At 60.4% G+C, this 23,835-nt stretch carries 24 protein-coding genes and 1 tRNA gene; 17 read left to right on the forward strand and 8 right to left on the reverse strand.

Annotated features, from left to right (window positions below; translation table 11 throughout):
• Nucleotides 1-63 precede the first annotated feature (63 nt).
• From JXQ78_RS09535 to JXQ78_RS09545, 3 genes are all read left to right on the forward strand, one after another.
• On the forward strand, nt 64-1,872 hold the full coding sequence (locus JXQ78_RS09535; RefSeq protein ID WP_330630529.1) for a bifunctional metallophosphatase/5'-nucleotidase: 1,809 nt from the start codon (nt 64-66) through the stop codon (nt 1,870-1,872).
• A 187-nt stretch (nt 1,873-2,059) separates the two neighbouring features.
• Complete coding sequence (locus JXQ78_RS09540; RefSeq protein WP_330630530.1) at nt 2,060-3,340, forward strand: dicarboxylate/amino acid:cation symporter; 1,281 nt, start codon at nt 2,060-2,062, stop codon at nt 3,338-3,340.
• Nucleotides 3,341-3,394: 54 nt separating this feature from the next.
• Nucleotides 3,395-4,585 (forward strand): iron-containing alcohol dehydrogenase family protein, encoded by a 1,191-nt coding sequence (locus JXQ78_RS09545; protein ID WP_330630531.1) that lies wholly within the window; start codon nt 3,395-3,397, stop codon nt 4,583-4,585.
• A gap of 18 nt (nt 4,586-4,603) precedes the next feature.
• Here JXQ78_RS09545 and JXQ78_RS09550 read toward each other — a convergent pair.
• Nucleotides 4,604-4,676 (reverse strand) — tRNA-Asn (locus JXQ78_RS09550).
• A 93-nt stretch (nt 4,677-4,769) separates the two neighbouring features.
• Between JXQ78_RS09550 and cca the strand changes: the two genes are divergently transcribed.
• Both cca and JXQ78_RS09560 read left to right on the forward strand, forming a co-directional pair.
• Nucleotides 4,770-6,119, forward strand: coding sequence for a CCA tRNA nucleotidyltransferase (gene cca, locus JXQ78_RS09555; RefSeq protein WP_330630532.1), 1,350 nt, complete (start codon nt 4,770-4,772; stop codon nt 6,117-6,119).
• Nucleotides 6,120-6,166: 47 nt separating this feature from the next.
• Nucleotides 6,167-6,646 (forward strand): DUF7529 family protein, encoded by a 480-nt coding sequence (locus tag JXQ78_RS09560; protein ID WP_330630533.1) that lies wholly within the window; start codon nt 6,167-6,169, stop codon nt 6,644-6,646.
• Here the strand turns inward: JXQ78_RS09560 and JXQ78_RS09565 are convergent.
• Nucleotides 6,634-7,368 carry a DUF5806 family protein gene (locus tag JXQ78_RS09565; RefSeq protein WP_330630534.1) on the reverse strand — a complete coding sequence of 245 codons (735 nt, stop codon included), beginning with the start codon at nt 7,366-7,368 and terminating at the stop codon, nt 6,634-6,636. The genes JXQ78_RS09560 and JXQ78_RS09565 overlap by 13 nt on opposite strands.
• Before the next feature lie 75 nt (nt 7,369-7,443).
• On the opposite strand from JXQ78_RS09565, the gene JXQ78_RS09570 reads away from it, so the two are divergent.
• Entirely contained in the window at nt 7,444-7,806 is a 363-nt protein-coding gene (locus JXQ78_RS09570) for a universal stress protein (protein ID WP_330630535.1), read from the forward strand.
• Complete coding sequence (locus tag JXQ78_RS09575; RefSeq protein WP_330630536.1) at nt 7,803-8,336, forward strand: GNAT family N-acetyltransferase; 534 nt, start codon at nt 7,803-7,805, stop codon at nt 8,334-8,336. Before JXQ78_RS09570 ends, JXQ78_RS09575 begins: the two co-directional genes overlap by 4 nt.
• On the opposite strand, the gene JXQ78_RS09580 is transcribed toward JXQ78_RS09575, so the two are convergent.
• A complete protein-coding gene (locus JXQ78_RS09580; RefSeq protein ID WP_330630537.1) occupies nt 8,326-8,721 on the reverse strand; it encodes a universal stress protein in 396 nt (131 codons plus the stop codon). The two genes, JXQ78_RS09575 and JXQ78_RS09580, sit on opposite strands and share 11 nt — an antisense overlap.
• 68 nt (nt 8,722-8,789) lie before the next feature.
• On the opposite strand from JXQ78_RS09580, the gene JXQ78_RS09585 reads away from it, so the two are divergent.
• Complete coding sequence (locus tag JXQ78_RS09585; protein WP_330630538.1) at nt 8,790-9,176, forward strand: universal stress protein; 387 nt, start codon at nt 8,790-8,792, stop codon at nt 9,174-9,176.
• A 46-nt stretch (nt 9,177-9,222) separates the two neighbouring features.
• Nucleotides 9,223-10,359, forward strand: a complete 1,137-nt coding sequence (locus tag JXQ78_RS09590) for a DHH family phosphoesterase (protein WP_330630539.1) — start codon at nt 9,223-9,225, stop codon at nt 10,357-10,359.
• A 3-nt stretch (nt 10,360-10,362) separates the two neighbouring features.
• Here JXQ78_RS09590 and JXQ78_RS09595 read toward each other — a convergent pair whose 3' ends face one another.
• Nucleotides 10,363-11,094: an FAD-binding protein gene (locus tag JXQ78_RS09595; protein WP_330630540.1), complete on the reverse strand. Its 732-nt coding sequence runs from the start codon at nt 11,092-11,094 to the stop codon at nt 10,363-10,365.
• Between the two features lie 86 nt (nt 11,095-11,180).
• On the opposite strand from JXQ78_RS09595, the gene JXQ78_RS09600 reads away from it, so the two are divergent.
• The gene (locus tag JXQ78_RS09600; RefSeq protein WP_330630541.1) at nt 11,181-11,948 is read left to right on the forward strand and encodes a nucleotide-binding protein; all 768 of its coding nucleotides are present in this window, start codon (nt 11,181-11,183) and stop codon (nt 11,946-11,948) included.
• Nucleotides 11,948-12,487 (forward strand): hypothetical protein, encoded by a 540-nt coding sequence (locus JXQ78_RS09605; RefSeq protein WP_330630542.1) that lies wholly within the window; start codon nt 11,948-11,950, stop codon nt 12,485-12,487. The genes JXQ78_RS09600 and JXQ78_RS09605 overlap by 1 nt, the downstream gene beginning before the upstream one ends.
• Here the strand turns inward: JXQ78_RS09605 and JXQ78_RS09610 are convergent.
• On the reverse strand, nt 12,481-13,158 hold the full coding sequence (locus tag JXQ78_RS09610; RefSeq protein ID WP_330630543.1) for a hypothetical protein: 678 nt from the start codon (nt 13,156-13,158) through the stop codon (nt 12,481-12,483). The two genes, JXQ78_RS09605 and JXQ78_RS09610, sit on opposite strands and share 7 nt — an antisense overlap.
• A 186-nt stretch (nt 13,159-13,344) precedes the next feature.
• Between JXQ78_RS09610 and JXQ78_RS09615 the strand changes: the two genes are divergently transcribed.
• The 4 genes from JXQ78_RS09615 to cysE all read left to right on the forward strand — a co-directional run bounded on the left by JXQ78_RS09615 (nt 13,345) and on the right by cysE (nt 17,481).
• Complete coding sequence (locus JXQ78_RS09615; RefSeq protein ID WP_330630544.1) at nt 13,345-14,775, forward strand: aldehyde dehydrogenase family protein; 1,431 nt, start codon at nt 13,345-13,347, stop codon at nt 14,773-14,775.
• A gap of 17 nt (nt 14,776-14,792) precedes the next feature.
• On the forward strand, nt 14,793-16,556 hold the full coding sequence (gene pyk / locus JXQ78_RS09620; protein WP_330630545.1) for a pyruvate kinase: 1,764 nt from the start codon (nt 14,793-14,795) through the stop codon (nt 16,554-16,556).
• Nucleotides 16,557-16,594: 38 nt separating this feature from the next.
• Nucleotides 16,595-16,843: a BolA family protein gene (locus JXQ78_RS09625; protein WP_330630546.1), complete on the forward strand. Its 249-nt coding sequence runs from the start codon at nt 16,595-16,597 to the stop codon at nt 16,841-16,843.
• Nucleotides 16,844-16,923: 80 nt separating this feature from the next.
• On the forward strand, nt 16,924-17,481 hold the full coding sequence (cysE, locus tag JXQ78_RS09630; protein ID WP_330630547.1) for a serine O-acetyltransferase: 558 nt from the start codon (nt 16,924-16,926) through the stop codon (nt 17,479-17,481).
• 33 nt (nt 17,482-17,514) lie between these two features.
• Here the strand turns inward: cysE and JXQ78_RS09635 are convergent, their stop codons facing one another.
• The gene (locus JXQ78_RS09635; RefSeq protein WP_407934046.1) at nt 17,515-18,894 is read right to left on the reverse strand and encodes an FAD-binding oxidoreductase; all 1,380 of its coding nucleotides are present in this window, start codon (nt 18,892-18,894) and stop codon (nt 17,515-17,517) included.
• 127 nt (nt 18,895-19,021) lie between these two features.
• Here JXQ78_RS09635 and JXQ78_RS09640 point away from each other — a divergent pair, with 127 nt between their 5' ends.
• The gene (locus JXQ78_RS09640; protein WP_330630549.1) at nt 19,022-20,089 is read left to right on the forward strand and encodes a phosphotransferase family protein; all 1,068 of its coding nucleotides are present in this window, start codon (nt 19,022-19,024) and stop codon (nt 20,087-20,089) included.
• Between the two features lie 42 nt (nt 20,090-20,131).
• Nucleotides 20,132-21,757 (forward strand): rhomboid family intramembrane serine protease, encoded by a 1,626-nt coding sequence (locus JXQ78_RS09645; RefSeq protein ID WP_330630550.1) that lies wholly within the window; start codon nt 20,132-20,134, stop codon nt 21,755-21,757.
• 2 nt (nt 21,758-21,759) lie between these two features.
• Here JXQ78_RS09645 and JXQ78_RS09650 read toward each other — a convergent pair whose 3' ends face one another.
• Both JXQ78_RS09650 and JXQ78_RS09655 read right to left on the reverse strand, forming a co-directional pair.
• Nucleotides 21,760-22,299 (reverse strand): DUF7529 family protein, encoded by a 540-nt coding sequence (locus tag JXQ78_RS09650; protein ID WP_330630551.1) that lies wholly within the window; start codon nt 22,297-22,299, stop codon nt 21,760-21,762.
• 56 nt (nt 22,300-22,355) lie between these two features.
• Complete coding sequence (locus tag JXQ78_RS09655; protein WP_330630552.1) at nt 22,356-23,834, reverse strand: ABC transporter permease; 1,479 nt, start codon at nt 23,832-23,834, stop codon at nt 22,356-22,358.
• Between the last annotated feature and the right edge of the window lies 1 nt (nt 23,835).

Below are 23,835 nucleotides of genomic sequence, written 5' to 3' on the forward strand. Positions count from 1 at the left end.
ACGACAGTACCCGTTCTGATCGCGTTGCTGGTGGTGGTGCAACCGATAGGTGCGTCGACTGCTATGCCAACTCAAGCATCATCGACGGACACGACCACAGTGACCGTTATTTCCTACAATGACATCCAGACGGCGATGTCGGATCCGTCGGCGATGGGGGCGCTAGTGGGTGCAATTGAGGAACGCCGTGCTGTGCACTCGAATCCGACGGTGGTTGTCGGCGGTGGTGACGAGGTGAGTCCGAGTTCGCTGTCGCCGGTGAGCAACTGGACGGTTCCGGTGGCGGTGTTGAACGCCATCGATCCCGCGGCGGAGGTAATCGGAAACCACGATCTGGATTATGGTTTTGGTGCGGTGTCTTCGTTTGCGAACGCCTCTTCGTTCCCGTGGTTGCTATCGAACGTCCATGATTCGTCGGGTGAATCCGTCGATGGGACGGAGAACTACACCATCGTCGAGCGCGACGGCGTGCGGATTGGTGTGGTGGGGGTGGTCGATGGGGCGATTGACCCGAAGACGGCCGTTGATTTCGACGAAGCGGGATACAGCATCGAGTCGTTCACCGAGCGGGGTGATTCACTCGCGCGCCAGCTCAAAACCCAGCACGACGTGGACGTGGTGATTGGGGCGGCGCATATTGGCGTTCCCGAATCGAAGGAACTCGCGCGTGCGTCCGAGCACATCGACGTGATCGTCACGGGAGACGATGAGATCGAGTATGCGCCACAAGAAACGTCCGGGACGGTGATAATGGAAGCAGAGGCCCGCGGTGAGCATCTCGCCGAGGTCAATCTCACGGTCGGAGCAGACGGGTCGGTGTCGATGCAGGACGGTCAATTGCTCAATGTTGGTGGGACGGACGCGCCGATGAACGATACTGTTCGCCAGCTCGTTGCAGACGCTCGGTCCCGCCAGCTGGACGAGACGATCGGCACGACGACCGGGCGTCTCGATTCGACGTTCACGGCCAACTATCACGACGAGACCGCCTGGGGGAATCTCATCACCGATGCGTTCCGTAATCGGACGGGTGCTGACGTGGCAGTAACGAACGCAGGCGGTATTCGTGGCGATTTCGTGATGGAGCCTGGGCCGATCACGTACGATGACGTGTACACGTCGCTTCCATTCGGGAACACGCTCGTCACGAAAGAGTTGACTGGAACGGAGCTCCGGTCACTGCTTGAAAGCCAACTCGTCACGCTCGATTCACCCGATGGCAAACGGTACGGCCAGGAGCCATCACTGCAGGTCAGTGGCATTCGCTATGAGTATATCGCGCATGCGAACGTTTCCAATCGGATTCGTGATGTGACCGTCGGTGGTGAGCCGATCGATCCGGACGCGACCTACACTGTGACGGTTAACTCCTACATGGCCGGCTGGGACGATCTCAGCACGCAGCCGACGGTGGCCCACGACTACACGCTCTACGGGACGGCCGTCGCCGAGTACATCGCCTCGATGGGAACCATCGATCCACCCACCGAGGATCGAATTCGCCGCGTTGACCGCGAAATCGCGCCTGGACAACAACGCGGTGCACCGCGTGGCGTCGTCCCACTGCAGTTTTCGGTTCCCGAGAGCGTAACGGCCGTCAACGAATCGACGGCGCGGATTCAGAACCGAACGTCGGGTGTCATCTCCGCTGAGCGCGTCCAGCTCACCAACGATCGACTGCTCGTCTTCGTGGATGGCGAGGCCTATCGGTCGCTCGCCAGCAACAGCTCATCGTTGCAGCTCTTTGTCGAATACACCGATCGCACGTATGATTCGGAGCTCGTGTATTTCGAAAACAGCGTGCTCAATAGTGAGGTAAAGGGATGGAACGGATCGATAAGTGGCGTTTCGAACGGGAAGATGGCGGGCTAATATTTTGTGTTTGTGTATAATTCATATGGAATGAATATAAATGAATCCCTGTCTACCCGCTCGCGCTGACGTGCTCATTCTTTGAGCTAGGGGTAGTTTACAATAAGATGTCCACCACACGTGGCGTAACTGATCACCGGTGTCAGCGTCCAACACATCCATATCTCTCCGAACTGTAGGCCCGTGGATGACAGCGACAAATGGATCTCTGGGACGGCTCTTCTCGCGGTATCGGTCCGTCCCGATCGTGTATCGGTTGGCGGTGGCGTTCTTACTCGGCGTGATTGTCGCGTTCGTTGTTGGGCCCCCAGCCGAGCGCCTCGCGCCGATCGGCGATCTCTTCTTGCGGTTGTTGGAGATGATCGTCGTTCCGGTGGTGGTGTTCAGCCTGTTGGCTGGCGTTCGGCGACTCTCGCCCGCACAGATGGGTCGCGTTGGCGTGTACGTCGTCGGATTTTACGCTATCACCACCACGATTGCCGGAATCATTGGACTCGGGCTGGCGAATCTCCTCCAGCCAGGTCGTGGCGTCCAGTTCACCGGTGGGGCGGCGAAATCAGCCGAGGCTCCCACGATCAAAGAGGTACTGCTGGGAATCGTTCCGACCAATCCGATCACCGCGCTGGCCGAAGGAAACCTCATCTCGATTATCTTTTTCGTGATCGTCTTTGGCATTGCACTCGCGCTCGTCCTGGACCGAACTGACGATGATACGGTCGAAGCAGGCGCAAGCACGGTGTTTGCGATCGCACAGGCGGGAATGGAAGCAATGTTCACCCTGGTGTGGGGTGTGATGGAGTTCGGCGTCATCGGTGTGTTCGCGCTTGTCGCCGCCGAACTCGCCGGCCGCGACGTTGGAGCAATCCTGGCACTGGGATCGCTGGTTGGTGTGGTTGCACTCGCCATCGGCGTCCACATCGTCGTCACCTACCTGTTCGTGATCGTGCTGGGTCTCATCGGTGAGTCACCGATCGCGTTCCTCCGCGGGGCGAAAAACGCGATGACGACCGCGTTCTCGATCCGTTCCTCAAGCGCAACGCTGCCAGTGACGATGACCGACGCAGAAGAACAGCTCCGAATCGACGAACGGGTGTACGGCTTTGCGCTCCCGCTTGGCTCGACCGCGAACATGGACGGCGCGGCGATCCGACAGGCCGTGACGGTGGTCTTCGCCGCCAACGTTGTTGGCCAGCCACTGGCGCTGGGCGATCAGGCAGCTATCCTGTTGATTACCGTGCTCGTCTCGATCGGTACGGCTGGCGTCCCCGGTGCCGGACTGATCATGCTGACGATCGTGCTCCAGCAGGCAGGCCTCCCGCTGACTGTCGTCGGCTTTGTGGCTGCGGTCGATCCGATTCTGGGCCGCATCGCAACGATGAACAACGTCACCGGCGATCTCGCCGTCTCGACGCTCGTCGGCAAACTCACCGGCTCGATCGATCTCGACGACGGCGTCTGGGCGGACTGAATCGCGCGCGACGGCGGGCAGAGGGCTTTGGTGATTGCCCACTAACATCCTGGTATGTCGACTGACGCGTTCAGATTCGAGTACGCGCCGGGGGCCATCCGATACGGCCGTGGCTGTGTCGAGACCCTCGGCGACGAACTCGCCCAACAGGACGCCACGAACGCCCTGCTCGTCACCGGCCAGACTGTTGGCACCACCGAGGCGGTCATCGATCCGGTACTCGATGGCGGCGCAGATCGTATCGGGCCCGTGTTCGATGAAACAACGCCACAAAAGCGCCTTAAAACTGTTCTCGATGGCCGCGCTCTCGCCCGCACCAGAGAAGCCGACGCGATCGTGAGTCTGGGAGGGGGCAGCAGTCTCGATGTGGCTACGGCGATCCGCGCGCTCTCGGCTGACGACCGCGACCCGGAGACGATCCGCGAGGCGTTCGAACGGAACCAGACGCTCTCGGTGAACGCACAACCACAGCTCCCCCTGATCGTGATTCCAACGACGCTTGCCGGCGCGGACTGCTCGATGGGAGCGGGAATCAACGCACAGACAGAAGATGGGGTGATCCGGGGTGGATGCTACGACGCCCGGCTCATGCCGGATGCGCTCTGTTACGATCCGGCGCTCATCGAAACGACGCCCTCGACGGTTCTGTATGCGTCTGCGATGAACGGCTTCGATAAAGGGATCGAATCGCTCTATTCGCCAGCCAGCACGCCAATCACCGACGCCACCGCAGCCCACGGACTGGAACTACTCTCACGGGGACTTCCCGCGCTAGGGTCTGGAAAACGCGACGACGACACCCTCCACGACGCAATCGTCGGCACAATACTGGTCCAGTATGGCGTCTCGCGCGCGGATGGATCGACGCTGTCGGTCATCCATGCGTTTGGCCACGGCGTCAATCGCGGTTTCGACATCCAACAGGGAGAAGCACACGGAATCGTCGCACCGCACGTCCTTGAGGCGGTGTTCGAACGCATCGATGGAAACAGAACAGCACTGGCCCGCGCACTCGGCGTCGCGAACGTGTCTGACGATGATGCCACGGCGGTCGTCAATGCCGTCACCGAGCTTCGGGACGCACTCGGCCTTGCACAAGACCTCCGTTCGATCGATGATATGGACCGTGCGGATCTTTCGGCCGTCGCAGCCACAATCGCCACTGACGGACTCATCGCGAACACGCCCCCCGGACTAGAACTCTCACAATCAGAGATCGAGACGGTTCTCGAGCGCGCGTGGTGATGAAAATGACAGAATGAGCGCCACCACCAGGGCTTGAACCTGGGACAACCTCGTTAACAGCGAGGTGCTCTACCAGCTGAGCTATGGCGGCCCGTAACTGCACCCGAAGGTACTCGCAGTCCCTTGAAATTCCTTTCGTTTTCCACTCCGATATCCTTACCCACGACAGGAGCGTTCGATCGCTATGAGCGATCAGTTCGGGGCGGTAATCGATCGGGTTCGCGACCGCTTCGATCCCGATCCAGACGAGCGTGCCCGCTTGGAGCAGGCGGCGGATGCGTTGCGAGCGCGCGCCCGCCGCGGCGTTTCTGAGCTTCCAGTGTCGGCTGATGTCGTACAGGTTGGCTCGACGGCGAGAGAAACCTGGACCAGCGGCGACCGCGATATCGACGTGTTCGTCCGATTCCCACCCGCTCTCTCACGATCTGCACTCGAAACGCACGGGCTGGCCGTTGGCTGGTCGGTGCTTCCGGATGGCCGCGAGGAGTACGCCGAACATCCCTACGTTACCGGCGAGTACGACGGCTTTGCGGTCGATGTGGTCCCCTGCTTTGCGGTCGAGTCCGCGACTGAAATCCAGTCTGCCGTCGATCGCACTCCGTTCCACAATGCCTACGTCAGTGAGCGTCTTGATTCCGAGCTCGCTGGTGAGGTGCGACTCGCAAAGGGATTCTGTAAAGCAATCGGCGTGTATGGGAGCGATCTCCGGACGAAAGGGCTCTCGGGCTACTGCACCGAGTTGCTCGTCATCGAGTACGGTGGCTTCGAGGCCTTCTGTCAAGCGGTCGCAGACTGGAAACTACCGGTGGCGCTCGATCCCGAATCGCACGGCACCGAGACGTTCGACGATCCGCTGGTAGTGATCGACCCGACCGATCCCACGAGAAACGTCGCGTCGGTCTGTTCGACCACGAACGTAGCCAGACTGATTCATCACACCCGAGCGCTCGTATCTGACCCGAGCGTCGATCGGTTCGATCCCGCCGAGCCCGAACCGCTGACAACAGCGGCGTACAGCGCACATATCGAGCGCCGCGGAACGATCCCGGTGGCACTCCGGTTCGACGCACCGTCGATCGTGGACGACCAGCTCTATCCACAACTTGAGCGATCACTCGAAGGACTCCACGCAGCACTTGAGCGCCATGGCTTCGAGCCGATTCGTGCGACCACATTCGCTGACGAAACCGCCGTGCTCTTCGTAGAATGTGAACGCGCGACGCTCCCGGCGATCGAGCGACACACTGGCCCACCCGTGGATGTCGGCTCGCATGCTGCGGATTTTGTTGAGAAATACGCTGACAGCGACGCCTACGGTCCGTTTATTGACGGCAACCGGTACGTGGCAGAACGCCCCCGAGAAATCCAGACTATCGACGCGCTGATCGAAGCGAAACTGTTCTCAATAAAGCTCGGCGCGGCCGTCAAACGGACGCTCAAATCGGAGTACGAACTGCTCGTTGGACCGGCAACGACAGCTCTTCTCCCGGAGTTCGAGGGCGCACTCGCCCGGTATTTTTCACCGCGTCCCTGACGACCGCGAGGGGCAATCACTTTGCGTGTCGATCCGTTGTGGCGGGTATGGACACCGCAGATGAGGCCGTCACGGACCACTGGACGGCTGTCATTGACGACATGGAGGCCACGGCGAACGAGTATCGGGCGGCCGGCTGGACGGTGATCGAACTCCACCCCGGAGACGTCACCGGCTCGACGGATGAGCCGGCAGGCTTCGACGTTGTCGTTCCCGACAACGAGTTTGCACAGCTCGAAACGGCGGTCGAGGGTGCGGCGTTCGACGACACCGAACTGTTCGGGGCCACCCACGGCGGCACACGATTCGTTCTCTCGGTGACGTTCGACAGCGAGAACGAACTGGCGGTCTGTTGTCCGCTGTATTTCGACGCTTCTGTGGCACGATCGCTGGCCCAAACGACCACTGATGGGCTCGTTACCAGGATTCGACCGCTGACGAACGATCGCGCAGTCACCATCGAATATCACGACCCCGATCCGCTGTTTCCCGAGGAGCTCACCGACCGCGCGGATCAATCGGCCTGATCGTCGTCATCGTCGTCCGCGTCGTCGTCCGTTAGTTCCTCGCTTCTGAGCTCTGCGCTCGCTGCTCTGACTTCTCGCATAATCTCCGAGATTCGCGCTTCGGCTTCGAGCTCCTGTTCGACGGTGAGATCCACCCCTTCAACCTCGAGTAAGAACTTCGCCACTTCCGTCGATTCGTACATGATGTCGTCGAGCTCCTCGGCCGTGAAGAAATCACACATCGCCCCATAGAGAAACGTCGCACCGGCCGTTCTGATCTTCTCTTCGAACGCGGCGCGCGCCTGATTGACCGCCTGCGGTGTGTACGTGTCTTCCATAAACGGCACGAGTTCGGGGAGATTCTCGCCGATCTTCGTCATCTCCACGCCGGTTTCAGTCCGGAAATCCGAACAGAGCCGGGCAATCGCCCACTCACGCGCGGTAATATATGTTCGATCGCGAAGGAACTCGTTCGCCCGGTCGTACTGACTCCCATCGATCTTCTTGAATCGATCGTACTGGGCAATCTCCTCCGAGAGCGCGTCCTCATCGTCATTCGCTTTCTCGTCAATTGATCCGTCGTCGTTCGGTTTGGTGTCGTCTACTTCACCGTCGTTCGGATCCTCGTGGTCCGCTGTCGGTGCGTTGAGCGTCGCTTGTGTCCCCGTATCGGGACTGGGGTCGCTGGAATTGCTGGCTGGCTTCCCTGGCGTCTTCTCGTCGATCCGTCCGTCGTCGTCCATACAGTGGGTGACTCGGGAGAGACGAAAAAGCGTGATGGCGAGAGGCTTTTGGTGAGCGCGGGCGAGCCACCAGTAATGAGGATCCTGGTAGGGATCGATCAGTCTGACCGGGTTGCGCCGGTGCTCTCTGGGGCGTGCCAGCGGCTCTCGGACGGCGATTCACTCACTGTTGCGGTGGTTACCCCCACAGACGAGGCGTCGATCGACGAACTCGAGACGGCAGTGACGGCGTACGTCGATGCAAACGAGCTCGGCGCGACGGTGACCTCGCTCTCTGGGCATCCGGGGAGTGAACTGGTTGAGCTAGCCGAACGCGAGGGATTCGACCGACTGGTTATCGACGGCGGCCGGCGGAGTCCCCTGGGAAAGATTCAGCTTGCTGCACTCACCGAGTTCGTCCTGTTGAACGCCACGATGACGGTCACACTGATACGATGACCCGGATCTACCCCGATACGCCAGCCGGCCCGTTCGATCCACCGCCGGTAGTCTTTACGGACGCCGAGAATCGACAAATCGAGATCCAGACGTACGACGGCGGGCCAATCGATCCGTTCGTCACGATGTATCTGGCGTTCGAACCGGCCGATCGTGCACAGGGAATCCCGCCGACGAACGAATCACGGATTCGCGAGTGGCTCGATCGGATACTCATCGACGACGCGGTTAACGTCTATGCCACCTACGACGGTGGCGTTATCGGCCATGCCACGCTCGTTCCGGATGGGAACGACGCGTACGAGCTGGCCATTTTCGTGCTGCGAGCCTACCAGCAGTCCGGTATCGGAACGCGGCTGATATACTGTCTGCTCGGTGCCGGTCAGGACCGTGGTGTCGAACGGGTGTGGCTCTCCGTTGAGCGGTGGAACGCCGCGGCGCGTGCGCTCTACCGAAACGTTGGATTCGAGCCCACGGACGCAGATGGCTTCGAGTTCGAGATGTCGCTTCGACTCAGTGCTAGACAGTGACGACGGGCGTTGACGCGTATCGAACGACGTAGTCGGCGACCTCACCGAGCACGGCGGGAGCCCTGACGCGGGGCACCACGACGAGATCTGCACCGATATCCGATCGCACGTCGAGCACGACGCTTCCGGGGTGCAGGCGGAGCTGTTCGGTAGAAAAGCCATACATCAACGAGTGAGTGGTGTCGATTGCGCTCTCGTCGATGCAGTCGTGTGCCCGCTCGAGTAGCGCGTTTCCGACTGCCTCGGGATCCGTGCGGCCGTGATCAACGATGAGCAACAGATGGAGCGTCGCGTCGTAGCCCTGCGCTAACCCAACCCCGTGATCGACGACGCGCTCGGTGTCGATATCGTCCGCGAGCGCGACCAGCACCGTATCGATCTCCATACCGACCGTACCGTGAGCGAGCGGAAAAACCCACGGAGTATTTGGCCACGCCGCCACAACCTCCCGCCATGTTCGAGACGGTGGTGGTCGCAACCGACGGCAGTGAGCCGACCGAGCGGGCACTCGAATCGGCGATCGATCTGGCCACTCGCTTCGAGAGCAGCCTCCATGTCGTCTCCGTGGTGGCACAAGGAGATCACAGGGCCAGAGCAACTGCGCAGTCGACACTGCTGGCGCTGACGGGTGATGTCGACCATCCGATCACCAGGGCAGTGCGTAGCGGTCCAACAGCAGAGACGATCATCGAGTACGCCATGACGACGGCTGCAGATCTCATCGTGATGGGCGTCCGCGGTCGTGATGGCCCCTACGAGTACAATCTCGGTAGTGTGACCGAAGCGGTCGTTGCTGATTCCCCAATTCCGGTGTTGACGGTCCGTGGACGGGCGAACTGAGTACCCGAACCACGACCTTCATTGGTGACACCCCCCTCGTGTGGATATGGACGAGTCGCTTATCGATGCTGATTCCTTGGGGCTGGAGCGCAAATCCGTGCTTCCCGGCACCGGTTTTTTCACTCCTGACGACGATGATGACGAGCTCTCTCCGGAACGTGTGGCCGCGCTCGAAGCGGCCAGTGCCGTCGTCATAGCTGACAGTGACGCCGACGGACTGGGTTGTGCGGCGTTGATCCGCACCCAGTACGACGATCCAATTCCGGATGAAATCAGCCCGGAGATGGATACCGAGGAACTTCCCGACCACGAGGTGGCACTGATTCCAGGAGCACCACACAGCCTCACCGAGTCCCAAGAGCAGATCATTGAGCACGCGCCGGCGGACGTGGCCGTATATATCTGCGATCTCGCGCCCGATCGCGACTCCGACATCGAACCCCTTGAGGAACTCGTCGAGCACGCGAGCCAGGTTTCCTGGTTTGACCACCACCAGTGGGACCCTTCGTACGTTACACAGGTCGAGGCGGCGGGCGTGAATCTCGTGCTCGGCGAGTCGGACGAGGAGTGCTCGACTGACGTTACACTCCGGAGTCTCGAAACCTCGTTCGAACCATCATTTGCAGAGCTGGCAGCCCTCACGCGAGATCACGACCTCTGGCTCAAAGAAGATTCTCGAAGCGACGATCTTGCGGATTTTGCAAACTGGACGCCGCCGGAGCTCTACGTCGCAACGGTGCGCCGTCATGGCGTTTCGTTTCCGGATGCGGTGGCGGAGTACATCACCGAGCGCCGGATCGAAAAAGAACGCTTGATCGACAAAGCGATCGAGCGCGCCGAGCTCCACGAACTGTCCGTCGGCACCGGAACTGTCACCGTGGGCGTGACCTATGGGCGCTGTTCGCAGAACGAAGTCGCCGAAGGGCTCCGCGAACAGGGGGCTGATGCGGCCGTAGTGGTCAAACCAAGCGGTCCGGTGAGCCTGCGCGGTACAGATAATTTCGAACGCTGTCACGAAGTGGCGGCAACGCTCGGTGGCGGTGGCCATCCCAAGGCCGCGGGCTGCAAACCGGACATCTACGACGATATGCTCGATTATGCCCACCACTGGACGACACGGGGAGCCATAGCCAAACGACTGGCGTTGAGTGCGTTCAGAGAGCTCGAGGCTTCCGAGGAGTAACCGTTACTGCTCGACGGACGGATGTTGTTCTGGCGGCGGTGACAATTGTGCTTCGAGCAACTGCTGTCGGCGTTGTCGCCCCTCGTGTTCGCGTTCGAGGCGCGTCGTTTTGTCGATCTCCTCACAGCCCGGTGGCATATCTCGTCCGCGTCCAGTGAAATAACCCGCTGGGGCAACCCAATCGTGGTAAAACGGTTCCTCACGGTCCTCGAGAAGGGTGATAGCCACCTCGCTCCCGTGACCGGCTGCCACGATCGTCTGGTGTGGTTTTCCGGCCAGCCGACCCGCCGCATACAGCCCATCCACAGCCGTTCGACCACGCCCGTCCGTAGCGACAAACGACTTCCCTCGATCGACGATCTCGACTCCTGCTAACGAATCGAGATAGCCAACCTCGTTTTTCGTGGCAACGATCGCATTTTCCGCCTGGTAGCGCTCGCCTGCGGCCGTTGTGGCGAGAAACCCATCGGCCGTCCGCTCGAGGGCATCGACTGTCGCCGTTTCAAACTGACAGCCAGCATCGGCTGCTTGCTCGGTCATTCGCTCGAGAAGCACTCTAGCGTTGATTCCGCCCGGTAGGCCGGGATAGTTCTCGAGATGGGCATTTCGTCTGAGCAAGGACGATCCGTCGTCGAGCACGATCGTCTCCAGTCCGTTGCGGGCAGTAAACAGCCCGGCCGCCCGACCTGCAACGCCTCCGCCGACGATCACCACAGCAGTCTCCAACGCATCCATGTGTGTGAACAGTTCGGCTGGACAGCTGAAAAGCGCCGTCGATTCTGGCCAAGGTTTAAATACGAAACCGGGTCCAGACGGGTCCAATGGTCGAAGCGTTCGCGGTAGCGAGTGGCAAAGGCGGGGTTGGAAAGACCACCAGCACGCTTGCGCTCGGAATGGCGCTGTCCGATCGCTACGACGTGACGGTGGTCGATGCGGACACTGGAATGGCGAATCTGCTCTTTCACACGGGATTGGATGGTGTAGAGACAACGCTCCACGACGTGCTCGGGAGCGACGTGCCGGTTTCGGATGCGGTGTACGAGCGGTTTGGCATGCGTGTGGTTCCGTGTGGGACGAGTCTGTCGGGCTTTCGCCGTGCTGATCCGGATCGCCTTCGGGGTGTGGTAGCGACGCTTGCGCGCGACACGGACGTGTTGTTACTCGATTCGGCCCCTGCGCTGGGTGCCAAAAGCGCTGTGTTACCGGTCGTGCTCGCGGATCGAGTCGTCGTCGTCGTTCAGCCGACTATTCCGTCGCTCTCGGACGCATTGAAGGTTCAGGAGTACGCAACCGCGTACGGAACGTCGATCGCCGGCGTGCTGTTCAATCGCGTTCAGCCGACCGATCCGATCGAACGGATCAGCGAGGCCGCAAGCCGGTATTTCGACGGGCCGATCATCGGACGCATTCCCGAACGACCGAGTCCACAGGCAGCACGGCGTGCTGGAAAGCCGGTGCTGGCACACGCCCCGGAGTCATCGGTTGCAGACGCCTATCGCGGGGCTGCCGATCGACTCGAAATCCGGCCAGGTGATGAGACGGCGATCGCCGATCGATTCCAGAGCGCGGTCATTCCCGAGCAGCCATAATGTGGCTCCCACAGGGTCGACTCTGTCGCTCCACTGTCGTCTCGACGGTCAGCTCGGTGCTCGCACTCGCGCTTGATCTGTCGCTCACCGGGTATGGCGTCTTTTCTATGCCAGAAACCCCACGGGCTCCGCGCGGTCTCATCACCTTCGATGGCGGGGTTCCGGGCTGTTGTTATCACCCACAGACCTCGTGGGATTCCACGGCAGCCCTCTCACGAATAGCCTCGTATCGACCCTGTCGCGTGGATCTGTATCAGCTTTCTCGTCCAACCGTCCGTAGCATCCACGATCGCGCCCCAGAAACCGTCGATCCAACGCTCCCTGCCTCCCAGCTCGACGGGGATTCGATACTACTCCAGCGAACTAAACGCCGCCACTCGAAACGCGAATCAAACACTGCACCGACGAACACCGACACCGTCGTCTCGTTTCTCGAGGATAGCGATCGAATCAGGGCGCTCCAGGAAACCACCCGCCAGACCGTTCAGTTGCGAGCCCGACGATGGAATCTTGCGTCGCTGTTGGAGAACGATCACTGAAAATTGACATCTATCGAGTCGAGTGCAACTCCCTGGCTGGGTGTCTGTGCGCCCCCGATCTGTGGGCCAAAGTCTGCCGTGGCCGTCCCAACCTCTGCGCTCGCGCCAAGCGTGGCCGACACGTAGAACAGATACTGCGTCCCTGCTTCAAGTGTGGTCGTTTGTGTCCGTTGGAAATCAGACCTGTACTGTTCAGCACCGAATCGACGGCGATCGTTCAGCACTATAGACTCCTGTGTGCCTGATGGCGACTCGGTGACCGCACTCACCTCGACGAACGACCCACTCAGTCCGAGTCCGGCCTTCAGCTCACCGTTGTACGACCCGGAAAATGTGATCTGTGCGTCCTGGCTCCCATTTCCATTGAACTCCACGGCTGTTCCAAGCAATCCAAACACTTGCCCGGATTGATTCGTGATGAGCCCACTGGCCTGAACACCTGCCGTAATGAGGTTGTTCGCGTCTTGGACGGTAACACCGCCGGTCACGTTTCCAGACATCCCCTCCGAAGCAAACGAGAGCGTTGTGAAGGTGACGTCAGTTCCGAGCGTCGGTGTCTGTGCCGTCGTTTTGGCGGCTACCGGGGTGGTTCCTGCGGATCCTGCCATACCCAGCGCCATCGATGCTCCGACCATCCGAAGTACCGTTCGTCGATCTGCCACTCGTACCATATGCCGTTATTTGCTGTCCAACCAGACAATCATTTTCTAGGTTAATTTATTATAAAAAATAAGATTATAGATGAAAATCATCTTCGTTTCAACAATATAGGATGGAGTATCACATTCGAAATGGTGCCAGATCCATTTAGTACAATGTGAGTAAATCTTTTGTAGATTGGCCGGTGAGTGTCAACTATGGCCACCCACTCTGTGCGGTACGACGAGCACCTGTACGTTGATGGTGCCTGGGAGAGCACCCCGGACCACATTTCGGTTCCCGACCGGGCCCAGGATGGGACGTTCGCGCGGGTCGCAGCCGCGGACGCTGATGATGCTCGGGCTGCGCTTCGAGCCGCCGATCGCGCGAAGGCAGCGATGTCCGAGACGACGATCCCAGAGCGCGCGTCCTGGTGTGAACAAATAGCGGATGGTATTCGCGACCGGGCTGAAGAGCTAGCGACGATCATCGTTCGTGAGGCGGGAAAGCCAATATCGAGCGCGCGCGGCGAAGTCGAGAGTGCAGCCGAGCGCTTCGATCGAGCGGCCTCGGAGATCCGTCATCTGCACGGCGAATACCGCGAGGGAACGACCGCCGGTCACGAGGGTTGGCAGGCGCTGGTGAAACACGAGCCGGTCGGGACGGTGCTTTGTATCACGCCGTACAACTATCCGCTGGGAACGACTGCACTCCAGGTTGCACCGGCGCTCGCCGCCGGCAACAGCGTGGTATTAACTCCCTCCTCGAAGACGCCTGTCAGTGCGGCCATGCTCGCGGACGTGATCAGCGAAATCGAGCTGCCAACTGGTGCGTTCAACTTCGTCCCCGGCCACGGCAGCGAGATCGGTGACGTTCTCGCTGGCGACGACCGCGTCAACACTGTCGCGATGACCGGCTCGTCGGGTGCAGGGAACCACGTAGCCGATGTAAGTGGAATGGTGACACTGCACATGGAACTCGGCGGTAATGCGCCAGCCGTCGTCTGTTCGGATGCAGATCTCGACGAAGTTGCTCCCGCGTGTGCGAAAGGCGCACTCAAATACGCCGGGCAGCGCTGTTCGGCCGTGTCACGCGTCCTCGTTGAGGACTCCGTCCATGACGAGCTCGTCGAGATGATGGCGACGGAGATGGCAACATGGGAGGCCGGCGATCTCTTCGAGGAAGCGACCGATATCGGGCCACTGATCTCCGAATCGCAGGCCGAATGGGTAGACGAACTCGTTCAGGACGCGCTCGATCGCGGTGCCGAGCTGGTGTGTGGTGGCGAGTACGACGGCCGGATGTACGAACCCACCCTGCTGGCAGACGTTCCACACGACGCGCGCATCATCCACGAAGAGCAGTTCGGTCCTGTTGCGCCGGTCGCATCGGTCGCTGATACGGACGAGGCGCTGGCGATCGCAAACGGCTCCGATCTCGGGCTGGATGCGTGTGTGTTCACTGCCGATTACGATCGCGCACTCTCGATTGCAGACCGTCTTGAGGCTGGTGCCGTCCGCATTAACGGTCCACCGAGCCACGGGATCGGTGACATCCCGTTCGGTGGGATCAAAGATTCGGGCATCGGCCGGGAAGGAATCGACGCCTCCATCCACGCCATGCTACGGGAAAAAAGCGTTATTCTGTGAGACCATGGGCCATATGTATGCGAGCTACGTCCCTGGTTTGCACGCTTGGCCCCGCATCGAACGACGAATCGACGATCCGTGCGCTGGCTGACGCCGGCATGGCGGTTGCGCGGATCAACACCAGCCACGGCAATCCACAACAGTACCGAGAAACGATTGAGAACGTACGGGCCGTCGAATCGCGTCTCAACCGCCCGCTCTCGATCATCTTCGATTTGCAGGGTCCAGAAATCCGAACGGCAACCACAGAGGAGTCGGTCGAGCTCACTGCAGGAGACACCCTTGATCTCTCGGCGGGCACAGCGTTCTCTGTCGACGAAATTGGCCTCTCTCGACCGATCGTTGATGGCGAGGCTGGCGCGAGTGTCTTCTTCGATGATGGTCGTATCGAAGGTGTCGTCGAATCGCTCACGGCCGACGGCGACGAATTGACCACAACCGTTCGGATCACAAGCGGTGGCACTCTTGGCTCGAGAAAAAGCCTCGTCGCACCCGCACTCTCGTTTGCTGGCTCGGTTGTCACCGAGCGGGATGAGACCGCCCTCGATGTCGGGCTCGATGCCGGCGTCGATTACGTGGCTGCGAGCTTCGTGAAAGACGCGGCCGACGTGATGGCCGTCGCCGAAGCGATCGAAACCCGTGGTGCTGACACACCGATTGTGGCAAAAATCGAACGCCAGGAGGCGGTCGATTCGATCGAAGGGATCCTCGATGTAACGGCTGCGGTGATGGTCGCTCGCGGCGACCTGGGTGTGGAGTGTCCGATCGAATCCGTCCCGATGATACAAAAACGACTGGTACGACAGTGCCGTCAGGCGGGTATCCCGGTCATCATCGCGACCGAAATGCTCGATTCGATGATTTCTGCCAGCCGTCCGACGCGCGCGGAGGCCTCAGACGTTGCCAATGCAGTGCTTGATGGCGCAGACGCCGTCATGCTCTCCGGTGAGACCGCCGTCGGCGACCACCCCGTCCAGGTCGTCGAAACGATGGACCAGATCGTCCGCAGCGCAGAGCGCGAGGTCAAAGGCGAACAGCACGTTCCAAAGGCCAACGGTACCAGCACGGACGCGCTTGCGCGCTCGGCACGCTATCTGGCACGGGATGCGGGCGCGCGTGCGATCGTCGTCGCAAGCGAGTCCGGATACACGGCGCGCAAAACCGCGAAATATCGCCCGGACGTGCCCGTTATCGCCTCGGCTCCAGATGCAGATGTCCGACGGCAGCTGCTGTTGTATCGCGGCATCATTCCGAGAGCAACCGAGTACACGACTGGCGGTGCCCAGACGATCATCGAGGGGGCCGTCGAAACCGCACTGAACACGCCGGTCGTCGAGAGCGGTGACACCGTGGTGGTGCTGTCAGGCATGATGACCGACCTTCCAGGAACGGACGCGACGAACCTGCTGAAACTCCACGTGGCCAGTGAGGTGCTCACCACCGGCCAGTGTGTGGTTGCAGGAACTGTCATCAACACGGTCGAACGCATTACTGACGGCGATCTTTCCTCGATCGAGGCGGGATCGATTGTCGCCACACCGGAGTCGTTCGACGGACAGTTCACCGGTGATCTTTCGAAGATTGGCGGAATCATCGCCGAACAACGCGGAATGACCGGGTATCCGGCGATCGTTGCCCGCGAACTCGGCGTGCCGATGATCAGCGGCGCAGCGATCGAGTCGCTCGAAGACCAGATTACGCTCGATGCAGAGCGCGGCGTCGTCTATCGCGGTGAAATCACGGGCTACAACACGGATCAGCCGGACGAGTCACGGCCGTAGCCATCGATGTTATCTGTCACCGGTGTCTGGAAACGGCTATGGAGCCAGCTGCAGTCGAGAAACTCATCGAGGAGGGTATCGAGGGTGCGACCGCGACGGTACGTCGCCAGCGGGGCGAACACGACGACGATCATCTCGCGGCGACGGTCGTTGCAGACGCGTTCGACGGTGAGCCCCTCGTCGCGCAGCATCAACTCGTCTACGACGCCCTCGGCGAACACATGACGACCGACATTCACGCGCTCGAACTGTCGACGTACACGCCCGAGGAGTACGAGAACGCGTAGGTCGACCCCATCGGTCGGTTTTGTCCCGACTGAATCGAACCGACAAGCTATATGCATCGGCAACCCAGTAACAGACTGTCATGCTCGAGTGGATCCGCGAAGACATCCAGACGGCCTTCGATCGCGACCCGGCCGCAACGAGCACTGCGGAGGTCGTGTTGCTCTATTCGGGGCTACACGCCATCTGGATCTATCGCATCGCCCACTGGCTGCACAACCGAGGATTCACCTTTACAGCGCGGTTGTGCTCGCAGATTGGGCGGTTTCTCACCGGCGTCGAGATTCATCCGGGCGCACGGATCGGTCGCCGATTCTTCATCGATCACGGCATGGGTGTCGTGATCGGTGAGACCGCAGAGATTGGCAACGATGTCATGCTCTATCATGGCGTGACGTTAGGTGGCGACTCGCTCGAGCCAAAAAAGCGCCATCCAACACTCGAAGACGAAGTTACGATCGGGGCGAACGCTACCCTGCTCGGCCCGATCACGGTCGGTCACAACTCGAGCGTCGGCTCGGGGTCGGTGGTGCTAGAATCGGTCCCGCCGAACTGTACGGTCGTGGGAATTCCGGCCGAACGCGTCGATGACTGTGGCCCCGACTATCTCGCCGACATCACCGAAGGGCTCGGCAAGTAACGTCCGTTTGAAGACGGTTCCCACACGGAGTGCTCAATCGTCTGGAAAGATTTTCCCCGGATTTAGCGTGTTCGTCGGATCCAGTGCTCGTTTGAGCCGCCGCATTGTTTCGACACCTTCAGCTTCGTGTTCTGTCCGCAAAAACGGCCGTTTTCCGATCCCGATCCCGTGTTCTCCCGTTGCAGTGCCGCCGTATTCGATCGCATGCTCGACGATTTCGCGATAGAGCGCTTCACCCCGCTCGACCATCCGTTCGTCGTCCGGATCGACGAAGACGGTGTAATGAACGTTGCCGTCGCCAGCGTGGCCGAAACACGGCACGAGTAGCTCGTATTTTTCCCCCAGCGATTTCGCATCCGCGATGATATCGGGATAGTGGCTGATCGGTACGGTCACGTCACCGGGATGTAACGGCCGCAGCGTGGGATCGTACACTTGCATGGCAACAGCCAGCTCTCGCCGTGCGGCCCAGAGCTCGCTCATTCGTTCGTCCTCGCTCGCAAGCGAGATCGAGTTCGCCTGATTCTCCTCGAAGATCGTTTTCAGTTGCTCGATCGCGTGCTTGCCGGCAACGCCGTGGCACTCGAAAAACACCATCGGGTTGTCAGCCAGACCAGCACCAACGTGTGCGTTCGCTATCTCCGCGCTCAACGAATCGATCAGCTCGAGTGTTGCCACGTCGATTCCCGCCTGCACGGCCGCAGTGACCGCCGTGCTCGCCAGTTCGAGCGATGGAAATATTGCCCGCCCGCCCCGTTTTTGTGTGGGTTCGGTCGTGAGCTCAAGCGTCGCCCGAGTGATCACCCCGAGTGTTCCCTCGCTTCCGACGAACAGCGATTTCAGATTGTAGCCGCTCGATGTCTTGCTCGCTTTTGATCCGGCCGTGAGCACGGTGCCGTCAGCGAGGACGACCTCGAGTTCGAGAATCCAGTCGTGTACCTCGCCGTACTGCACCGTCGTCATCCCGCTGGCATCGTTGGCGATCATTCCACCGATCGTCGCAATGTCGTTTGCTGCCGGCATCGGCGGAAAGTAACAGCCGTGTTCGGCGGCCACTTCATTGATTCGCGAACCGATCACTCCGGGCTGAACGTCGATCTGGAGATCGTCGGGCCGGATGGCGAGCACGTCATCCATCGCCATCATGTTCATGCTGATCCCGCCCTCGGTCGGCACTGGATTTCCCTCGAGACTCGTCCCTGCAGCGTACGGCGTCACCGGGACACCGTGATCGGTCGCCGCTTCGAGAATGGTCGCCACTTCGGCCGTCGTCTTCGGGCGAACGACCGCGTCGGGTGTAGACCGTTCGCCAATGGCCTCCGTCCCAAAATCTGCACTGTGACGATCCCTGGCGTCAGAATCGAACGACGACGACACGTCGAGTGCCGAAAGAAACGAGCAATCATGTCCCATGGTGCGTGTCATCACCCACGACACCAAACATCTATCGGACAGTGTGAGTTTCTATCATGGTGATATTCCTCATGGATGGGAAGCTATTCAATCGTAGAGGCATAGGTGGGATAGAGGGAGATTTCCAGTGAGTGAGGAGTATTTCGATCGTCTCGTCGATACGGATCGCCTCGAAGCATATCTTACCGACACACTCGGCCCGGCCAACCGATACGAGCTCGAACACCACCAGGAGGGTCACTCCAATGAGACAATCTTCGTGACATGGGGTGAACACGAGCTGGTCGTTCGTCGCCCGCCGCCGGGCGAGACCGCAGAGACCGCCCACGATGTGCTTCGCGAGTATCGCGTGATCGATGCACTCTCTGCGACGCCGGTACCGGTGGCTTCAACGGTGTCGGCCTGTTCCGACCACGATATCATCGGCAGCGATTTCTACGTGATGGAACGCCTTTCGGGCGACGTGTTGCGAACGACAGTCCCAGATCGGTTCCAGAACGACGCTGCCCGCGAGGCGCTCGGGACGGAACTGGTCGATACGCTTGCCGCGATTCACTCGGTCGATCCCGCGGCGGTTGGCCTTTCGGAGCTTGGCCGACCCGACGGGTTCACCGGGCGACAGGTGCATCGGTGGCGAAAACAGATCGAGTGGGCACGCGCGGTGACGGCCGACGAACGAGCGGTCGAGACGCTTACGGACGTTGGCGAGTGGCTCGCCGCGAATGTCCCCGAAACAACGCCGTCAACGCTGGTTCACGGCGATTATAAGCTGGACAACGTGATGTATGGTCCTGGCGATGATCCGACGATCGTCGGCGTCTTCGACTGGGAGATGAGCACGCTGGGCGATCCGTTCACGGATCTGGGGTGGATGCTCTCATACTGGTGGGACCCTGACGATCCAGCGCCCCCAACGGCGACCGAGTCGCTCTCGAATACGTTCATGGACCATCCGGGATATCCCACACGGCAGGCACTGATCGAGCGCTACGAGTCGGCTACCGGCTTTACGTACGGCAACGATCGGTTCTACCGTGCACTTGCCGTGTACAAACTCGCCGCGCTGGGTGAGATGTTCTTCCGTCGGTATCTCGAAGGTAACTCCGACGATCCGATGTATCCACGGATGCGCGACGGTGTCCCCCAGCTTGCAGCTCGCGCCCAGCGGATCATCGACGGCGACGAACCACTCTGAGCCACCATCGATTATTCCGTGCTGGAACCCGATCCCCGTAGTATGGCAGCGCAGCTCGGGGACTGGTCTGCTGACAGCGCGTCACTCGCGCTGCTCGCTGTTGTGCTCGTCTGCTCGATCGGTGTCGCCGTTGGCCGCCGTGGGTGGACGATCCATCGCCACAGCCGTGAGCGCCTGTTCTGGGGCGTCCCGATCGGCACGCTGGGCCTTTCGGTGGGGTTGTGTGTGTTCTACTGGACCGTCCAGCAGGGATGGGCCACCCCGCCAACGACGATTCCGTTTCGCTCATGGTCGTATTTCGATCCGGAGGGAATGGTTAGCTCCTCGTTTGCACACTCTTCGGTTCGCCATCTGCTGGGAAATCTACTGGGAACCCTCACGGTCGGAACGTTTGCGGAGTATCACTGGGGTCATTATTCACGGCGGCCACACCGAACCGGCGGTCGGCTCCGGCGCTGGCTCTTTGGCACGGTTCCGGGGCGAATCTGCTGTTTCATCGGTGGCTCACTGTTCGTTGGACTGCTCTCCGGTCTGTTCTCACTCGGACCGACGATTGGCTACTCAGGCGTCGTCTTCGCATACGTTGGATTCACCCTGCTCGGTCGGCCGATCGGGACGGTGCTGGCCTTACTGAGCAGTCGTGTACTCGATCTGTTCTACCGGGCGATCGTGTCACCCGTGGTGACCAGCGGTGGCCACTCCAGTTACGTCACGCCGTGGTGGGCGAGCATCTCGATTCATGGCCATCTACTGGGGCTGTTTCTCGGCGTCGTGCTGGGACTCTGGGTGGTCCGTCGACGAAATCGCACGACTCGACCGGTCGTCGTCTGGGGAGCAACGTTGCTTCTCACCGCGATGGAAGGGCTATGGGCACTCTATCTACCGGTTGGTGGGGGCCAGTTCACGCTGTATCGCGCCGTCGGCGTTGCCGGAGGCGTGCTAGCGGGTCTCCTCTTTGCGCTGGCGGTCGATCGCACCGCTGTGGCCCGTTGGGATCGCTCTGTCGGTTCGGGACTCGTGGTCTCTGTGCTGGTGGTACTCGCGTTTATGGCGGTTCCGTACGGGTTCACGTCAGTGCCAGCAGGCACTCCCGGATTCACCGAAAACAGTTCGGTCGACGTGGATGGCTACACGATCGGCTACGCCGAGGAGGTTCCACACCAGTATATCAACAGCGTTCGACTCCCACTCGTTGGGCAACTCGCGAACGTCACCACCGGTGGCGTGATCGTCGTGAATCAGGACAAAGAACTCTGGTGGCCAGAACGAACGACTCGAGAACTCGCTCATCGCGGCCAGACGACGATCCGGATCGGTGACGTTGGCTGGCAGACACCGGTTACTGCCTCCCGTCGCGCGTGGTCGCCGGTTGGCAATCGCTCGACGTACACGGTGATGCTAAAAAGCGGCCCAACCCAGAAACTCGTTCATACAGCACCGCCGAGTACGGCGTCGCCCGTTATCGACGGTCGGCGTGTCAGAATTTCATCCGGTAATCGGTTCAGCCTCAGCGTGATCGAAAACGGCACGGCGATCGATCACACACTGCTCCCACAACCGAACGAATCGGTAACTGCCGGCGGGCTGACGTTCAGCCGGACGAACGACTCGCTGTTCGCGATGACAAATGACACCCGCGTTCGCGTCGCAACGTATGAACCACCGTAGGCTTACTCGTCGCCGAGCGTCTCGACGATGCGATCGGCCTCGGGGAAGAACTTCTCGTAGCCGTCGTGTTCGAACGAACCAAGATGTGTTCCATCGAGTTTTTGCACGTGGGTGTACATCTGCTCTCGGGCACGCGCTTCGACGGCGAGCTCTCTGGCCTCGATCGCCATGAAGCTCCCCGCGATGTAGATTGCGGTTTCCGTCCCCGGATCGAGCAGCTCGGTCACGAGAAACGCCCACGATTCGGTGGTCCCGCGATACACGTCATATCGGGGAAACTCACCGCGCCCAAACGCATCCCGAAACGCGTCCGCCTCGTTGCCCGGAATGACGTGCACAAGCCCGTACCGATCGGTGTCGCCGGCGTCTGGCGTTTCCGTTCCGGTGTCGCCGGCCGCAATACAGACGGTTTCCCAGCCGAGCTCTTCTCGTCTGGTGGCGAGCCCGTCCATATCCTCGAGCGTCTGCTGCCAGGCGTCGCCACTGCGGGCAGCGCTCTTTGCGATGGCTTCAGTCTGGTCGTTCTCGGAGATTTCTGGCATGGATGGTTATTTGATAACGATTGTGGTAAGGGTTCTGGACGTTCGTTGATTACGATTCAGGCACCACCGCCTGCTGCGCCGCCCTCACCCTCGCCGGGATCAGTATCGCTTTCTGGATCGATCGCGTCGCGAATGCCATCACCCAGCGCGTTGAACCCAACACAGAGGATCGTGATCAGGATACCGGGAATCAACGAAATGTGCCAGGAGGCCTGTGCGACGAACGGCTGTCCCGCATTGATCGCCCGTCCCCACGATGGCGTCGGTGCGTTGATGCCGAATCCGATGAACGAGAGCCCGGCAGTGCTGATGATGACGCCGGCAAAGCTCATCGAGGCGTACACGAGCAGATACCCCATGATGTAGGGGAGCATGTGCGTTCGCATGAGCCGCAGCGGCCGCTGGCCGTAGCTCCGTGCCGCATCAACCCACTCTTCCTGGGCGACCTGGAACGACGGTCCGCGAATTGCTCGCCACATTCCCGGCCAGTAGATCAGCGCAAACAGCAGGGCAAGCAACACTGCACCATCATACAGCGTTGCAACCCAGGTGTCCGAGAACAAATACCCGGCCGCGATCAACAACATGAGCGAGGGAACTGACTGGATCGAATCGCTCACCAGCACCACCGTCAAATCGGCCAGTCCTTTGAAATATGCGGTAGCGAGCGCGAGCAGCGTGGCGATCGTTCCCGCGATGGAGATCGCCGTCACACCAATGAAGAGACTGATCCGCGAACCAAACGCGATGATGGTGAACAGATCCTTCCCGTTGTTCATCGTTCCGAACGGATGGAACCGTCCGAAGTCGTCGGACTGCATGATGCCGACGTTCTGGCTGGGATTTCCTTTCGATACGGACTGGAAGTTCGCATCACCGACCAGGATCGTCGATACCTGGCCAAGATCGTCGTTCCAGTAGGAGATCTCGTAGCTGTAGGGCTCCTGGATGTTCTGATCGATGGTTGTCGGACTCATCGCAGGGGCGAACGCCGCCATGATCAAAAACAGGATGACGACAGTCAATCCGAACATTCCCCAGTTGTTGTGCCGGAGCCGCCGGAGCTGGTCGTCTCTGGGCGTCCAATCCATCGTTCGATACGCAGAGCGGTAGGTGAGATAGCCATACCACAGCGCGAGCACGAACAGACAGCCATAGAGATAGATCAACGCCAGTCGAAGACCCCAGGCCTGTGCCGGTTCGAGGCCGGCGAACGTACCAACCCATTCCGAACCGTTCCAGTGGCCCTGGTTCGGAATCGTCTCCCGTGAGAGTAGCGTCGGGACCGTCTGAGCCTTCCAGGCGAGCCAGTTTGCCGTCTCGACGCCAGGCGTTCCGGGAAGATTCTCCGTTACTGCGACGAGCAATCGTCCGATCGTTTGAAAGAGCGCGCCGGCCTCGGCGATGAACAGGAGGAACATTCCCGCCGCCCACCGGAGTGCCGGCCCAGGGTTTTCCCGAATCCGCTCCCTGAGCCGTCGGTCATCTTCAGTTTCGCTGTGCGATTTCGTCGATGAAGCGTGTGAGACACCCATA

The organism is Halocatena halophila, from assembly GCA_027563145.1.
GTDB lineage: Archaea > Halobacteriota > Halobacteria > Halobacteriales > Haloarculaceae > Halocatena > Halocatena halophila.

Coding starts and splice junctions, on each gene's coding strand:
- JXQ78_RS09585 (WP_330630538.1), top strand. CDS start 8,790: ATGTTCGAGACGGTGGTGGTCGCAACCGACGGCAGTGAGCCGACCGAG.
- JXQ78_RS09565 (WP_330630534.1), bottom strand. CDS start 7,368: ATGGACGACGACGGACGGATCGACGAGAAGACGCCAGGGAAGCCAGCC.
- JXQ78_RS09560 (WP_330630533.1), top strand. CDS start 6,167: ATGGACACCGCAGATGAGGCCGTCACGGACCACTGGACGGCTGTCATT.
- JXQ78_RS09625 (WP_330630546.1), top strand. CDS start 16,595: ATGGAGCCAGCTGCAGTCGAGAAACTCATCGAGGAGGGTATCGAGGGT.
- pyk (WP_330630545.1), top strand. CDS start 14,793: ATGCGAGCTACGTCCCTGGTTTGCACGCTTGGCCCCGCATCGAACGAC.
- JXQ78_RS09540 (WP_330630530.1), top strand. CDS start 2,060: ATGACAGCGACAAATGGATCTCTGGGACGGCTCTTCTCGCGGTATCGG.
- cca (WP_330630532.1), top strand. CDS start 4,770: ATGAGCGATCAGTTCGGGGCGGTAATCGATCGGGTTCGCGACCGCTTC.
- JXQ78_RS09535 (WP_330630529.1), top strand. CDS start 64: ATGCCAACTCAAGCATCATCGACGGACACGACCACAGTGACCGTTATT.
- JXQ78_RS09610 (WP_330630543.1), bottom strand. CDS start 13,158: ATGGTACGAGTGGCAGATCGACGAACGGTACTTCGGATGGTCGGAGCA.
- JXQ78_RS09650 (WP_330630551.1), bottom strand. CDS start 22,299: ATGCCAGAAATCTCCGAGAACGACCAGACTGAAGCCATCGCAAAGAGC.
- JXQ78_RS09645 (WP_330630550.1), top strand. CDS start 20,132: ATGGCAGCGCAGCTCGGGGACTGGTCTGCTGACAGCGCGTCACTCGCG.
- JXQ78_RS09615 (WP_330630544.1), top strand. CDS start 13,345: ATGGCCACCCACTCTGTGCGGTACGACGAGCACCTGTACGTTGATGGT.
- JXQ78_RS09635 (WP_407934046.1), bottom strand. CDS start 18,894: ATGGGACATGATTGCTCGTTTCTTTCGGCACTCGACGTGTCGTCGTCG.
- JXQ78_RS09570 (WP_330630535.1), top strand. CDS start 7,444: ATGAGGATCCTGGTAGGGATCGATCAGTCTGACCGGGTTGCGCCGGTG.
- JXQ78_RS09605 (WP_330630542.1), top strand. CDS start 11,948: ATGTGGCTCCCACAGGGTCGACTCTGTCGCTCCACTGTCGTCTCGACG.
- JXQ78_RS09545 (WP_330630531.1), top strand. CDS start 3,395: ATGTCGACTGACGCGTTCAGATTCGAGTACGCGCCGGGGGCCATCCGA.
- JXQ78_RS09655 (WP_330630552.1), bottom strand. CDS start 23,834: ATGGGTGTCTCACACGCTTCATCGACGAAATCGCACAGCGAAACTGAA.
- JXQ78_RS09580 (WP_330630537.1), bottom strand. CDS start 8,721: ATGGAGATCGATACGGTGCTGGTCGCGCTCGCGGACGATATCGACACC.
- cysE (WP_330630547.1), top strand. CDS start 16,924: ATGCTCGAGTGGATCCGCGAAGACATCCAGACGGCCTTCGATCGCGAC.
- JXQ78_RS09575 (WP_330630536.1), top strand. CDS start 7,803: ATGACCCGGATCTACCCCGATACGCCAGCCGGCCCGTTCGATCCACCG.
- JXQ78_RS09600 (WP_330630541.1), top strand. CDS start 11,181: ATGGTCGAAGCGTTCGCGGTAGCGAGTGGCAAAGGCGGGGTTGGAAAG.
- JXQ78_RS09595 (WP_330630540.1), bottom strand. CDS start 11,094: ATGGATGCGTTGGAGACTGCTGTGGTGATCGTCGGCGGAGGCGTTGCA.
- JXQ78_RS09590 (WP_330630539.1), top strand. CDS start 9,223: ATGGACGAGTCGCTTATCGATGCTGATTCCTTGGGGCTGGAGCGCAAA.